Below are 14,233 nucleotides of genomic sequence, written 5' to 3' on the forward strand. Positions count from 1 at the left end.
CACCGCGCCTCCAGTCCGTCCTTGGTCGCGACCAGGGCGACGCGCGCCCCGTCCGCGCTACCAGCTGACGGGCAGGGGTTTGCCCTCTTCGTACCCGGCGGCGGACTGGATGCCGACTAGCGCGCGCTCGGAGAACTCGGCGAGCGACGACGCACCCGCGTAGGTCGCGGAGCTGCGGACGCCGGTGGTGATCATGTCGAGCAGGTCCTCGACGCTCGGGCGCTCCGGGTCGAGGTAGATCGTCGACGACGAGATCCCCTCGGCGAAGAGTTCCTTGCGGGCCCGCTCGTACGGGTCGAGCCGCTCGAAGCGCTCGCGGACGGCCTTGGCCGAGGCCATGCCCCAGCTCTCCTTGTACGCCTTGCCCGCGGCGTCACGGCGCAGGACACCGGGCGCTTCGAGCGTGCCGGCGAACCACGAGCCGATCATGACCGCGGACGCCCCGGCGGCCAGCGCGAGGGCGACGTCGCGCGGGTAGCGCACCCCGCCGTCGGCCCAGACGTGCGCGCCGAGCGACCGAGCGGCGGCGGCCGTCTCGAGCACGGCGGAGAACTGCGGGCGGCCGACGGCGGTCATCATGCGGGTCGTGCACATGGCGCCCGGCCCGACACCGACCTTGATGATGTCCGCCCCGGCGCCGACCAGGTGCGCGACGGCGTCGGCGGTGACGACGTTGCCGGCGACGAGCGGGATGCCGAGCTGCAGGGACGAGACCGTGCGGAGGGCACGGAGCATGCCGTCCTGGTGTCCGTGCGCGGTGTCGAGGACCAGGACGTCCACGCCCGCGGCGGCCAGCGCCTTCGCCTTGGCCGCGACGTCGCCGTTGATGCCGAGCGCGGCGGCGACCCGGAGCCGCCCGGAGGCGTCGACGGCGGGCGTGTAGATGTCGGAGCGGATCGCGCTCGTCTGGCTCGTGGTGCCGACGACCCGACCGTGCCGCATCACCGGCGCGAAGTCGACCTCGGCGGCGGAGAGCACCTGGTGGACGTGGCGGGGCGTCCCGGCGTCCTCGGCGTCGATGGCGGTCGAGGCTCCGTGCAGCAGGTCGCCGAGGACGGCGTCGGGGCCGGCGGTGCCGAGGCGGGTGGCGGGCACGCAGCCGAGGTACTCGCCGTCGGCGTCGCGGACGACCACGCCACGGCCGGCGACGGGCAGGAGCTGCTCCAGGGCCTCGGCGACGGTGGTCTGCGCCCCCATGTCGTAGGCGGTGTCGAAGTCGACCGGCTGGTCCTTCACCCAGCGGATCGCGGCGTCGAGGTCCTGCAGGTGCATGTCCTGCGGCAGCACGCCGAGGCCACCGCGCCGGGCGAGGGTGGCGGCGAGCCGGGGGCCCGTGACCGAGTTCATGTTGGCGCTGACGATCGGGATCGTGGCGCCGCTGCCGTCGTTCGCCGCCAGGTCGACGTCGAAGCGGCTCGTCACACCGGAACGGCTCGGGACGAGGAAGACGTCGGAGTAGGTCAGGTCGTGCGTCGGCCGCGTCTCGTAGAACCTCATGCGCTCCACTGTACGGCTCCGGTCACGGCCCCGACCGGGTGCCCACGGGCCACCGACTCGCGCCGCGGCTGACACGGAACGGACATGTCGGAGCGGCTAGGCTTGGCACCTGTGCGGCGCAGGGTTGCTCCGCACGACACACACGAGCATCTATCGACGGAGAGTGGGCGATCGGCTGTGTCGAGCCATCTGACCGGAACGGACGAGACCGCGGGCGAATTCGGGGCGAACGAGTGGCTCGTCGACGAGCTCTACGAGCAGTTCGTCGCGGACAAGGAGTCGGTCGACAAGTCCTGGTGGCCGGTCCTCGAGAGCTACCACCGCACGCAGGTCGGTGGCGCTGCGGCCCCGGCCCAGTCCCCCGCGCAGCCGGCACCGGCCCAGCAGCAGTCGTCGACGCAGCAGCCCGCCACCGGTGACGCTCCGGGCGAGGCCAAGTCCGGTCCGATCCAGGCGAAGACCACCTCGCGCCAGCCGGCACCGCAGCCGATCCCGGCCGAGGCGAACGACGCCGCGGACGACCACGAGGAGACCCACGAGGACGTGGCGACCCCGCTCCGGGGCATGGCGAAGACCCTGGCGTCGAACATGGACGCCTCGCTGACGGTCCCGACCGCCACGAGCGTCCGCACCATCCCGGCGAAGCTGATGATCGACAACCGCATCGTCATCAACAACCACCTGCGGCGGGCCCGCGGCGGCAAGATCTCCTTCACGCACCTGATCGGGTGGGCGATGGTGCAGGCGCTGAAGGACTTCCCGAGCCAGAACGTCTTCTACGAAGAGCGCGACGGCAAGCCGTTCGTCGTCGCCCCGGCGCACGTGAACCTCGGCATCGCGATCGACGTCCCCAAGAAGGACGGCACCCGCTCGCTCCTGGTGCCGAGCATCAAGCGGGCCGAGTCCCTGACGTTCGGCCAGTTCCTCTCCGCCTACGAGGACCTCGTCAAGCGCGCCCGTGACAACAAGCTCACCCCGGCGGACTTCCAGGGCACGACGATCTCGCTCACCAACCCGGGCGGCATCGGCACCGTGCACTCGGTCCCCCGTCTGACGAAGGGGCAGGGTTCGATCATCGGCGCCGGTGCCCTGGAGTACCCGGCGCAGTTCCAGGGATCGGCGTCGAAGACCCTGGTCGAGCTCGGCATCGGCAAGACCATCACCCTGACGAGCACCTACGACCACCGTGTCATCCAGGGCGCCGGTTCGGGCGAGTACCTCAAGCACGTGCACGAGCGCCTGATCGGTGAGCACGGCTTCTACGACGGCATCTTCGCCGCGCTCCGGATCCCGTACAAGCCGATCCAGTGGGCGAACGACATCAACGTCGACCTGGCGCACCGGGTGAACAAGACCGCGCGCGTGCAGGAGCTCATCAACAGCTTCCGCGTCCGTGGGCACCTGATGGCCGACATCGACCCGCTCGAGTACCGCCAGCGCACCCACCCCGACCTCGAGATCGAGAGCCACGGGCTCACCTTCTGGGACCTCGACCGCGAGTTCGTCACCGGCGGGCTCGCCGGCACCACCTCGGCACCGCTCCGCGACGTCCTCGGGATCCTGCGCGATGCGTACTGCCGCACGGTCGGCATCGAGTACATGCACATCCAGGACCCGGAACAGCGTCGCTGGGTGCAGGAGCGCATCGAGGTGCCGTACTCGAAGCCGTCGAAGGAAGAGCAGCTCCGCGTCCTCGGCAAGCTCAACGAGGCCGAGGCGTTCGAGACCTTCCTGCAGACCAAGTACGTCGGGCAGAAGCGCTTCTCGCTGGAGGGCGGCGAGTCCACCATCGCCTTCCTCGACACCCTGATCCAGCACGCCGCCGGAGCCGGACTGGCCGAGGTCGCGATCGGCATGGCCCACCGTGGCCGCCTGAACGTGCTGACGAACATCGCCGGCAAGACCTACGGACAGATCTTCCGTGAGTTCGAGGGCTCGTCGCTGCCGGGCACGGTGTCCGGTCAGGGCTCCGGCGACGTGAAGTACCACGTCGGCACCGAGGGCGTGTTCCGCACGTCCGACGGCTCGAGCATCCCGGTGACGATCGCCGCGAACCCGTCCCACCTCGAGGCCGTCGACGGCGTGCTCGAGGGCATCGTCCGCGCCAAGCAGGACCGCGAGGCCCCCGGCAGCTTCGGCGTGCTCCCCGTGCTCGTGCACGGCGACGCGGCGATGGCGGGCCAGGGCGTGGTCGTCGAGACGCTGCAGATGTCGCAGCTCCGCGGCTACCGCACGGGCGGCACGGTCCACCTCGTCATCAACAACCAGGTCGGGTTCACCACCCCGCCCGAGTCCGCGCGCAGCTCGGTGTACTCCACCGACGTCGCGAAGACGATCCAGGCGCCGATCTTCCACGTGAACGGTGACGACCCCGAGGCCGTCGCCCGCGTCGCCGAGCTCGCCTTCGCGTACCGCGAGGAGTTCCACCGCGACGTCGTGATCGACCTGATCTGCTACCGCCGTCGCGGCCACAACGAGGGCGACGACCCCTCGATGACGCAGCCGCTGATGTACAACCTCATCGAGGCGAAGCGCTCCGTCCGCACGCTGTACACCGAGGCCCTCGTCGGCCGTGGTGACATCACGCAAGAGGAGTACGACGAAGCGCACCGCGACTTCCAGGACCGCCTGGAACGCGCCTTCGCCGAGACGCACGAGGCGCAGACCGGCACCATCCCGGTGATCGAGGTCGACGACGACGGTGCGGTGCAGGGCCTCGAGCGCCCGGCAGCGCAGCGCGACGACTCCGAGGTCGAGGTGCACGAGACCGCCGTGTCCGACGAGCTCGTCCGGGCGATCGGCGACGCACACAGCAACCCGCCCGCCGGGTTCTCCATCCACCCGAAGCTGCAGCAGCTGCTGACCAAGCGCACCGAGATGACGCGCAACGGCGGCATCGACTGGGCGATGGCCGAGCTCATGGCGATCGGGTCGATCCTGGTCGAGGGCAAGCCGGTCCGCCTCGCCGGACAGGACGCCCGCCGTGGCACCTTCGTCCAGCGCCAGTCGGTCTTCCACGACCGGGTGAACGGCCAGGAGTGGCTGCCGCTGTCGAACCTCACCGAGGACCAGGCCCGGTTCTACGTGTACGACTCGCTGCTGAGCGAGTACGCGGCGATGGCCTTCGAGTACGGCTACTCGGTGGAACGCCCCGAGTCCCTCGTGCTCTGGGAAGCGCAGTTCGGTGACTTCGCGAACGGCGCCCAGATCGTCATCGACGAGTTCATCTCGTCCGCCGAGCAGAAGTGGGGACAGCGCTCCGGCCTCGTCCTGCTGCTGCCGCACGGGTACGAGGGCCAGGGGCCGGACCACTCGTCGGCACGCATCGAGCGGTACCTGCAGCTGTGCGCCGAGGACAACATGATCGTCGCACGACCGTCGACCCCGGCGTCGTACTTCCACCTGCTCCGTCGACAGGCCTGGGCCCGTCCGCAGAAGCCGCTCATCGTGTTCTCGCCGAAGGCGATGCTCCGGCTCCGCCAGGCGACGAGCGCGGTCGAGGACTTCACGACGGGCACGTTCGAGCCCGTGCTGGACGACCACCGGATCACCGACAAGGGTGCCGTCCGCCGGGTCGTGCTGCACTCCGGCAAGGTGCACCACGACCTGCGCGCCGAGGTCGACAAGCGCGGGATCACCGACGTCGCGCTCGTCCGCCTCGAGCAGCTCGCGCCGCTCCCCCTCGACCGCATCCTCGAGGTGCTGGCCGGCTACCCGGACGCCGACGTCGTGTGGGCACAGGAGGAGCCGGAGAACCAGGGCGCCTGGCCGTTCGTCTGCATGAACCTGTCGCCGAACCTGGGCGGCCGACCGTTGTCCGTCGCGGCCCGCTCGGCGAGTGCAGCACCGGCCACCGGGTCGTCGAAGCGCTCCGCACAAGAGGCCGCGGACGTCATCGACACGGCACTGAGCACGTCGGCGTAACCACGAGGAAGCGCCCCGTGTGGGAGTCCGATGGACTCCCACGCGGGGCGCTTCGCTGTTCCCGAGGAGTGCGACGCCCCTAGGCGAACTTGGTGTACCGGACTCCGGCGTCGTGGTACCCGCGCTTCTGGTAGAACCGGTGCGCGTTGTCCGTCGCTGCCGCACTGACCGCGCTGAGGCGACGCGCGCCCTGCTCGACGGCCCACGCTTCGAACGTGTCGATGAGCGCGGAACCGGTGCCGAGCCTCCGGGCCGTGTCGTCGACGACCAGCAGCAGCAGCTGCGCCGTCGGTTCGTCGCTGGCGTACGCCCACGTGACCTGGGCCCCGGCCACGGCGGCCACACGGCCGTCGTCACCCCGGACCACCCAGGTGCGGTGCCCGGCCTCGGGCGTGAGCCGTTCGAGGCGGGCGCGCATCGACGCGTCGTCGACGTCGTGACCGAGCAGGCGGACGAGGGCGGCGACGTCGGCGACGTCCGTGTCGGACCAGGTGGTGGTCGACTCGACGGTGAGGGTCATGTCGGCCAACCTACCCGGGCCGCCGGTCGTGTTGCGACGGGCTTCCATAACAACTGATATTCATATACTCTGCTGTCATATCACCCGCCGGGTGATCCCGACCGACAGGACAGCCATGCACATCACATCCCGCCACGGCCGCACCGCAGCCTGGATCGCGTTCCCGCTCGCCGTCGTCGCCAGCGGTGCCCTCATCGCCACGGCCTCGTACGCCGCCTTCTCGAGCAGCACCGACAACGCCGCGAACAGCTGGCGCACCGGCGCCGTCTCGCTCACCGACGACGACCAGGGCGTCGCGATGTTCGACGCCGACGATCTGGTGCCCGGGTCCAGCGGCTCGAACTGCATCACCGTCACGGCGAACACCACCAACGCCTCGACCGTGAAGCTCTTCACCGCCGACGCGGCCGACGACGACGCACTCGCTGAGCACGTGGGACTGACCGTCGAGCGCGGCAGCCTCGGCACCCCCGGTGACTGCAGCACCTTCACCACGGCGACGACCGTGCACGACGGGACGCTCGCCGGCCTGATGGAGTACGAGTCCTTCGGCACCGGTGTCGACGCGTGGCAGCCCGCGACGGGCACGGCGAGCACGACCTACCGCTTCAGCTACGACCTGGCTGCGGGCGCACCGAACACCGTGCAGTCGTCCGAGGCGGGCACCACGTTCGTGTGGGAAGCGCAGACCGACTGACCCCGTCCCGAACCCGACCCGTCCGACCCGCCCGACCCGAGGAGCAGCCGATGCCGAACGCCACCACCCGCCGTCACGTCCGCTGCGCCGGCGACATGCCCCGGCTGCTCCTCGCGGTCACGGCACGCACGGTCCTCTGGTCGGCCCTGCTGCTCGCGCTGTGGGCGTCGCTCCCCGCGGCCCTCGGGTGGCACGTGACGACCGTCGTCTCCGACTCGATGGCCCCCGGCATCCGGACCGGGGACGTCGTCGCCGCGATGCCGTCCGGCCCGGACACCGTCGAGGCCGGACGGGTGCTGCTCGTCGAGGACCCGGACCACCGGGACCGACTCCGGCTGCACCGGCTCGAACGCGTCGAACAGGACGGGGCCCTGCGCCTGCGCGGGGACGCCAACCCGACGGCCGACCGGACTGCCGTCGCCCCGGACGCCGTCCTCGGTGTCGGCGTCCTGCGCTTCCCGTGGGTCGGGCTGCCCGGTGTCTGGATCCGCGGGGGCGACTGGACCTCCCTGTTGCTGACCGGTGTCGTCGCCGCCGTGCTCGTCGTCGCCGGGCGGGCCGACCGGGACATCACCGCCGGTCGCCCCTGCCGGACCTGCGGCGCGCCGCGCCGGGACCTCCACTCGCCGGTCGTCGCGGAGCCCGGCACCGTCACCGTCACCGCCGTGTCGTCGTCCACCGTGCCGGTCGCGGCGTTCACGGCGGCTGCCATCGTCCTCACCCTGCTCGCCGCAGCGGGAGCGGGAACCGGGTTCGGGGCCGGAGCCGGTTTCAGCGGTTCGACCGGCACCGCCTCGGCACTCGGCACCGGCGGGTTCGGGTGCTTCCACCAGCCCGCACCCGGCGCGGCACTCGCGTGGGACTTCGCCGAGAAGAGCGGCCCCCGGGTCGTGGACTCGAGCGGGTCCGGGGCCGACGGCACCTTCACGCCCGCCGCTGCCCGGGTCGACGCCGACTGCGCCACGAACCCGTACGCGACGTTCTGGACCGAGGACGGGGCCGAAGGGTGGGCGGTCACCGACACCGCGGTCGACGCTCCGAACGCCTTCACGATCGAGGTCTGGTTCCGCACCCAGGACACCGACGGCGGGCGCGTGTTCGGCTTCGGCTCGGACCGCTCTGCCGCGTCCCAGTACCGCGACCGGCACCTGTACATCGGTGCCGACGGAGTCCTGCGGTTCGGCGTCGAGGGATCAGGGTCGCAGTTCAAGTTCACGCTGGGATCGACGGCGACGGTCACCGACGGCGAATGGCACCACGCGGTCGCGACGTTCCAGTCGCGATCGATGGCGCTCTGGGTCGACGGCCAGCTGCAGGGCAGTCGTTCCGATGCCGTCACCCTGCGGCAGTACGCCGGACACTGGCGCGCCGGACGCCAGACGCTGGCCGGTTGGCCGAACGCCGGCGACTACGTCTACACCGGCGACGTGGACACGGTCCGGGTGCACGAGCGCGTCCTCGACGCAGCGGCGATCACCCGTGCGTTCCAGGCCGGCCGCTGACGCCGGACCGGGCCGAGGCGAACGCCGATGCCTGACCAGTCCGGGCGCCACCCGAGCCGGGCGTGCGCCCGGCCTGTGACGTCAGTGCGTCGACTGTTCCTGCCGGATGCGCTCGAGGATCTCGCTGCGCAGCTGGTCCGGAGCGGTCTCCTTGCACGCACGGCGGACGGTCTCCATGAGCACGACGCCGACGCGGTGCTCGGTCTGGCAGTCCTCGCACCCGTCCATGTGCTCGCGGATGTCCGCGGCGTCCTCGTGGCGGAGCTCGTCGTGCAGGAACTCCTCGAGTTCGGCCTTCGCCTTCGAGCAGTCGCAGCCGCTCATCGTGCGTCCTTCCGTCCGGAGCGACCCGTGGCCGCGGTTGCCTTCGTCGTCGACGCCGCGCCCCGGCCTCGTCCGCGCATCGTCGCCGTCGACGCTGCGTCCGGGACGATGCCGGTCTCGCGGGCGTGGTCCGCCAGGAGCCCACGGAGGAGCCGGCGGCCACGGTGGAGGCGGCTCATGACCGTCCCCACGGGGGTCTTCATGATGTCGGCGATCTCCTGGTACGAGAAGCCTTCGACATCGGCGAAGTAGACGGCCATCCGGAAGTCCTCGGGGATCGCTTGCAGGGCGTCCTTCACGGCGGAGGAAGGCAGGTGGTCGATCGCGTCGGCCTCGGCGGACCGGGCGGAGATCGACTGGGTGACGCTCTCGGCGCCGCCGAGCTGCCAGTCCTCGAGCTCGTCGATGGTGCCCTGGTACGGGTTCCGCTGGTTCTTGCGGTACGTGTTGATGAACGTGTTCGTGAGGATCCGGTACAACCAGGCCTTCAGGTTCGTGCCCTGCTTGAACTGGCGGAACGCGGCGAACGCCTTGACGAAGGTCTCCTGCACCAGGTCCGACGCGTCGGCCGGGTTGCGGGTCATCCGCATGGCCGCGCCGTAGAGCTGGTCCATGAAGGGCAGGGCCTGGTCCTCGAACAGGGACCGCAGCTCCGCCTCGGAGACGGTCTTCGCGTCCACGGGCTCGTCGGCTGCCTCGTCGAGGGCAGTCTGCTCGTCTTCGACGGCGTCGAGCTGCACCTCGGTCTCGTCGACCAGGTGGTGCGGAGCTGCCTGCGGTTCGTCGGTCGTCATCGCGGCCAAGTCTAGGCCGAGCGTGCCGAGCGTCGTCGGCACCGCGGTCAGCACGGTCGCCGTGCTGGTCCGCTCTCGAGCGAGTGTTGCTGTCGCCACTGATCCTCCCGGTGCGTTCAGTACCCTGGTGAACCGATGGCAGACACGACGCATTCCCAGAGCGGGACCCAGCCCGCCGCACCCTGGATCGCCCCGGTCGCAGGGGGCCCGCTGCGCGGTGACGTCGCGCTGCCCGGGTCGAAGTCGCTGACGAACCGGGAGCTCGTGCTCGCGGCCCTCGCCGACGGCCCCTCGACGATCCGGCTGCCGCTGCACTCGCGCGACTCCGCACTGATGATCGCCGGCCTCCGGGCGCTCGGCGTCGGCATCGAGGAACTCGAGCCCGCAGCCGGCACCGCCCCGAACCCCTACGGCCCGGACCTCCGGATCACGCCCGCCCCGATGCACGGCGACGTCCGCCTGGACTGCGGGCTGGCCGGCACCGTGATGCGCTTCCTGCCGCCGCTCGCCGCCCTGGCCGTCGGGCCCGTCACGGTCGACGGCGACCCCTACGCCCGCAAGCGGCCGATGCACGCCATCGTGCAGGGCCTCGTGGACCTCGGTGTCGACGTCACGGACGACGGCGGCGGCTCGATGCCGTTCTCGTTCACCGGCACCGGCTCGGTCCGCGGGGGCGCCCTGACGATCGACGCGTCGGCGTCCTCGCAGTTCGTCTCCGGGCTCCTGCTGTCGGCACCCCGCTTCGACGAGGGACTGCACCTGACCCACGTCGGCGAGCGTCTGCCGAGCATGCCGCACATCGAGATGACCGTCGCGGCGCTCCGTGCCCGCGGCGTCCGGGTCGACGAACCGTCGGTCGGCGAGTGGGTCGTGCACCCCGGTCCGATCGGCGCGCGCGACGTCACGATCGAGCCCGACCTGTCGAACGCCGCACCGTTCGCGGTGGCCGCGCTCGTCGCGGGCGGCACGGTCCGCATCCGCACCTGGCCCACCGAGACGACGCAGGTCGGCGCCGACCTCGAGACGCTCCTGCCCCTGTGGGGGGCGACCGTGGCCCGTGACGGTGACGACCTGCTCGTCGACGGCGGCCCCGGGATCCGCGGCGGGGCCTCCTTGCCGGGTCTCGAACTCGACCTGAGCCGCGGCGGCGAACTCGCACCGGCGCTCGTCGCGCTGGCCGCGCTGGCCGGCGGGCCGAGCGAGATCACCGGCATCGGGCACCTGCGGGGCCACGAGACGGACCGCCTGGCCGCGCTGGCGGCGGACCTCAACCGGTCTGGAGGCGCAGTGCACGAACTCGACGACGGCCTGCGGATCGAGCCGGCGCCGCTCCACGGCAGCGCATGGGGCGCGTACGACGACCACCGGATGGCGACCGCTGGGGCGATCGTGGGCCTCGTCGTCGACGGCGTCGCCGTCGACGACATCGGGTCGACGGCGAAGACGCTGCCGCAGTTCCCGGAGCTGTGGGCGGCACTCGTCGCTTCCTCGGTCCGTGCTGCACCGGTGAGTGGGGACTGACGCATGAGCTGGTGGGACGACGCCGACGGTGACGACACCGACGCGGACGAGCCGTACGGGCAGTACGACGAGTCGAGCGTCCGGGTGCGTCCGAACCCGAAGGGCAACCGGCCACGCACGAAGACCCGGCCGACCTACGACGACGCCCCCGTCGGGTGGGTGACGAACGTCGACCGCGGGCGGTTCGGGGTGCTGATCGACGACCACGTCATCACGGCCACGAAGGCCCGCGAGCTCGGCAAGAAGTCCGTGGTCACGGGCGACCACGTGTCGCTCGTCGGGGACGTCTCCGGGGACCCCGGGTCGCTCGCGCGCATCGTGAAGGTCGCCGAACGCACCACCCTGCTGCGCCGGAGCGCCGACGACTCCGACGAGGTCGAGCGCGTCATCGTGGCGAACGCCGACCAGATGCTCATCGTGGTGGCCGCCGCCGACCCCGAGCCGCGCACCCGCCTGATCGACCGGTACCTGGTGGCGGCGTTCGACGCGGGGCTCGACCCGATCCTCTGCATCACGAAGACCGACCTCGCCGACCCGGCTGCGTTCCTGGCGCACTTCGGCTGCCTGGACCTGCGGATCGTGACGAGCCGTTCGGACGACGTCCCGCTCGAGGCGCTGCACGAGCTGCTCGACGACAAGGTGACCGTGACCGTCGGGCACTCCGGCGTCGGCAAGTCGACCCTGGTGAACGCGTTGACCGGGTCCACGCGGGCGATCGGCGTCGTGAACTCCGTGACCGGCCGGGGGCGGCACACGTCCTCGTCGTCGATCGCGCTGCGGGTCCGTGACGGTGGCTGGATCATCGACACCCCGGGCGTGCGGTCGTTCGGCCTGGGGCACGTCGACCCCGCGAACGTGTTCCGGGCGTTCGCCTCGCACGCGATCCCGGTGCTTCCCGCGCGGGACGGCATCCCGTTGGCGCAGGCGCACGACTGGGAGATCGTCGACCGGGTGCAGGACGGGGAGCTCGGGCCGACCGGTGTCGAGCGGCTCGACTCGTTCCGGGCGCTGCTGACCGGGATGGGCGCGTCGGACCCCGGTTCGGAGTAGCGCGAGGGGCGGTGGCTGCGGGCGCTGGTCGGCGGCCGGTCGGCGCTCGGCGGTTGGTCGGCGGCTGGTCGGCGCTCGGCGCTGGTCGGCGGCTGGTCACGACACCCCGCGGTGTGTGCGTCGAGCGGTCACGAACTGTCGGCTGGCGGCGCGGCATCCGACAGTTCGTGACCGCCCGAGCGCCGGCGCGCGGTGAGTCGTGACCACTCAGCCCGCGCCCGCCCCGTCGCACCGCGCAGACCTCGCACCGTGCGAGGGGCTCTGAACGGTGCGAGGTCGCGCGCTCCGTGCGGGCTCGCGGCCTCGCACGGAGCGGGCAACCTCGCACCGGACGACGACTCGACTCCGGGCCTGCGTCGACAAGCACGCACCGGCGTTGTACAGTTGGCGATCGAGTCCGAAGTTGCAAAGTACAACTTTGCGCCGACCCCCGCTGTCGACGCCCCGTCCCCGAGCACGACGACGACGTCGCACGCGCACCACTCCCCCACGCACAAGTCCTCGCGAGCCCCGAAGCCGCAGGGCTCCGACAGCATCCTGCGCCCGGCCGGCCTCGGTCGCGTGCTGCTGACGTTCGCCTCGCACATCCTCGTGCCGCTGTTCCTGGCCGCGGGCATGGGCCTGGCGTACCTCGGCGCCTTCCACGCCCCGGCGCCGCACGAACTCCCCGTCGGCATCGTCGGCCAGGGCGCCGCCACCCAGGTGTTCGCCCAGACCGTGACCGACCAGTCCGGCGGCGCCCTCGTGGCCCACGTCGTCGCCTCGACGAAGGCCGCCGAGCAGCAGGTGCGCGACCGCGACCTCGCGGCGGTCTACGCGCCCACCGCGACCGGTGCCACGCTCTTCGTCTCGACCGCCGCGTCGGAGACGACCGCGAGCGCCGCACAGAAGGTGTTCCTGCCGATCGCCTACGACCAGCACGTGCCGTTCCGGGTCGTCGACGTCGTGCCCACGGGCGACCAGGACACCACCGGCCAGGGGCTGTTCTTCCTGCTCGTGGCCCTGAGCGTCGGCGGGTACGCGTCCGCGATCGCCGTGGCCTCGGTCGCGACGAAGCTCCGTACCGTGTGGACCGCGGTCATCGGCCTGGCCACCGCCGGGGTCGTCGCGGGGATCGGTGTGGTCGTCGCCGGCCCGGTCTACGGCGTCATCACCACGCACCACTGGCAGGTGTTCCTGTTCGCCTGGCTCTACGACGCGATCATCGTCGCGCTCGGCGTCGGGCTGCACCCCGTGCTCGGACGGTGGACCACCCCGATCCTCACGATGCTGTTCGTGATGCTGAACTTCACGTCCTCCGGCGGGATCTTCCAGCCGGCGTTCCAGCCGGGGTTCTTCGCCGCGCTGCACACCTTCTGGAGCGGCGCGGCGTGGTTGCAGGCCGCACAGGACCTGCAGTACTTCCCGGATGCGTCGCTCGGCCGGCCGTCCCTCGTGCTCGCCCTCTGGCTGGCGGCGGCGCTCCTGCTCTGTGCCGTCGTGCACGGGCTCGTCGCACGCCGGACCCGCATCGCCCGCGAACGCGAGGTCACCCGGCTCGAGGAAGAAGAGGTCGTCGCCGCGTAGCGACGGTAGGTTGGGCGACGTGGACCTCAGCGCCGACCTGGACTTCGCCCGCTCCCTCGCCGACACCGCCGACGCGATCAGCCTCGAGCGCTTCCGTGCCGCCGACCTGCACGTGACGAAGAAGGCCGACAGCACGCACGTCACCGACGCCGACCAGGCGGTCGAACGGGCCCTGCGCGAGCGGCTCGCCGCCGAGCGACCGGACGACGCGTTCCTCGGTGAGGAGACCACGGCCGACACCGGAGCCGAGGCCGTCAGCGAAGGGCACCGGCAGTGGGTGGTCGACCCGATCGACGGCACCGCCAACTACCTGCGTGGCGTGCCGGTGTGGGCGACCCTGATCGCGCTCGCGGTCGACGGTCGCCCGGTGCTCGGCGTCGTCAGCGCTCCGGCCCTCGGCAAGCGCTGGTGGGCGGCCGAGGGTTCCGGTGCGTTCTCGTTGGACGGACCGCTCCGGGTGTCCGGGGTCGCCGACCTGGCCGACGCCAGCCTGAGCTACAACAGCATCCAGCAGTGGGACGACGACGACCGCCTCGAGCCGCTCGTCGACCTGTCCCGCCGGGTCTGGCGCACCCGGGCCTACGGCGACATGTGGTCGTACATGATGGTGGCCGAGGGCGTCCTCGACGTCGCCGGCGAACCGGACCTGAAGCCGTGGGACATCGCCGCCCTCGTCCCCATCGTCGAGGAGGCCGGCGGTCGCTTCACCTCGCTCGACGGCGATCCCGGGCCCTGGCACGGCAGCGCCCTCGCCACGAACGGCCTGGTGCACGACGCCGTCGTCGAGGTCATCCGCCGCGAGTCCTAGGACGGCGGCCGAGCGGATCGGCCGCCCTCG

The 14,233-nt window shown here is 71.6% G+C and carries 11 protein-coding genes; 7 read left to right on the forward strand and 4 right to left on the reverse strand.

All coding sequences use genetic code 11. The annotated features are described in order from the left end of the window. Positions 1-57: 57 nt before the first annotated feature. Positions 58-1,497 (reverse strand): GuaB1 family IMP dehydrogenase-related protein, encoded by a 1,440-nt coding sequence (locus tag H489_RS33345; protein WP_031260288.1) that lies wholly within the window; start codon positions 1,495-1,497, stop codon positions 58-60. Positions 1,498-1,674: 177 nt separating this feature from the next. Here H489_RS33345 and H489_RS33350 point away from each other — a divergent pair, with 177 nt between their 5' ends. Then, entirely contained in the window at positions 1,675-5,421 is a 3,747-nt protein-coding gene (locus H489_RS33350) for a multifunctional oxoglutarate decarboxylase/oxoglutarate dehydrogenase thiamine pyrophosphate-binding subunit/dihydrolipoyllysine-residue succinyltransferase subunit (RefSeq protein ID WP_017888195.1), read from the forward strand. A gap of 79 nt (positions 5,422-5,500) precedes the next feature. On the opposite strand, the gene H489_RS33355 is transcribed toward H489_RS33350, so the two are convergent. After that, a complete protein-coding gene (locus H489_RS33355) occupies positions 5,501-5,941 on the reverse strand; it encodes a GNAT family N-acetyltransferase (RefSeq protein ID WP_017888196.1) in 441 nt (146 codons plus the stop codon). A gap of 115 nt (positions 5,942-6,056) precedes the next feature. Here H489_RS33355 and H489_RS33360 point away from each other — a divergent pair, with 115 nt between their 5' ends. Beyond that, entirely contained in the window at positions 6,057-6,638 is a 582-nt protein-coding gene (locus tag H489_RS33360) for a hypothetical protein (protein WP_017888197.1), read from the forward strand. Positions 6,639-6,688: 50 nt separating this feature from the next. Further along, positions 6,689-8,140, forward strand: coding sequence for a LamG-like jellyroll fold domain-containing protein (locus H489_RS33365; RefSeq protein ID WP_017888198.1), 1,452 nt, complete (start codon positions 6,689-6,691; stop codon positions 8,138-8,140). An 81-nt stretch (positions 8,141-8,221) separates the two neighbouring features. Here the strand turns inward: H489_RS33365 and H489_RS33370 are convergent, their stop codons facing one another. Together H489_RS33370 and H489_RS33375 are read right to left on the reverse strand one after the other, a co-directional pair. Further along, positions 8,222-8,464: a zf-HC2 domain-containing protein gene (locus tag H489_RS33370; protein WP_017888199.1), complete on the reverse strand. Its 243-nt coding sequence runs from the start codon at positions 8,462-8,464 to the stop codon at positions 8,222-8,224. Beyond that, on the reverse strand, positions 8,461-9,258 hold the full coding sequence (locus tag H489_RS33375; protein ID WP_051067414.1) for a sigma-70 family RNA polymerase sigma factor: 798 nt from the start codon (positions 9,256-9,258) through the stop codon (positions 8,461-8,463). The genes H489_RS33370 and H489_RS33375 overlap by 4 nt, the downstream gene beginning before the upstream one ends. A gap of 135 nt (positions 9,259-9,393) precedes the next feature. Between H489_RS33375 and aroA the strand changes: the two genes are divergently transcribed. The 4 genes from aroA (at position 9,394) to hisN (ending at position 14,203) form a co-directional block, all read left to right on the forward strand. Next, on the forward strand, positions 9,394-10,779 hold the full coding sequence (aroA, locus tag H489_RS33380) for a 3-phosphoshikimate 1-carboxyvinyltransferase (RefSeq protein WP_017888201.1): 1,386 nt from the start codon (positions 9,394-9,396) through the stop codon (positions 10,777-10,779). Positions 10,780-10,782: 3 nt separating this feature from the next. Then, a complete protein-coding gene (gene rsgA, locus H489_RS33385) occupies positions 10,783-11,829 on the forward strand; it encodes a ribosome small subunit-dependent GTPase A (RefSeq protein WP_017888202.1) in 1,047 nt (348 codons plus the stop codon). A 384-nt stretch (positions 11,830-12,213) separates the two neighbouring features. Then, complete coding sequence (locus H489_RS38665; RefSeq protein ID WP_017888203.1) at positions 12,214-13,395, forward strand: hypothetical protein; 1,182 nt, start codon at positions 12,214-12,216, stop codon at positions 13,393-13,395. A gap of 19 nt (positions 13,396-13,414) precedes the next feature. Further along, entirely contained in the window at positions 13,415-14,203 is a 789-nt protein-coding gene (gene hisN / locus H489_RS33390; protein WP_017888204.1) for a histidinol-phosphatase, read from the forward strand. The last annotated feature ends 30 nt before the right edge of the window (positions 14,204-14,233 follow it).

The organism is Curtobacterium flaccumfaciens UCD-AKU (genome assembly GCF_000349565.1).
GTDB lineage: Bacteria > Actinomycetota > Actinomycetes > Actinomycetales > Microbacteriaceae > Curtobacterium > Curtobacterium poinsettiae.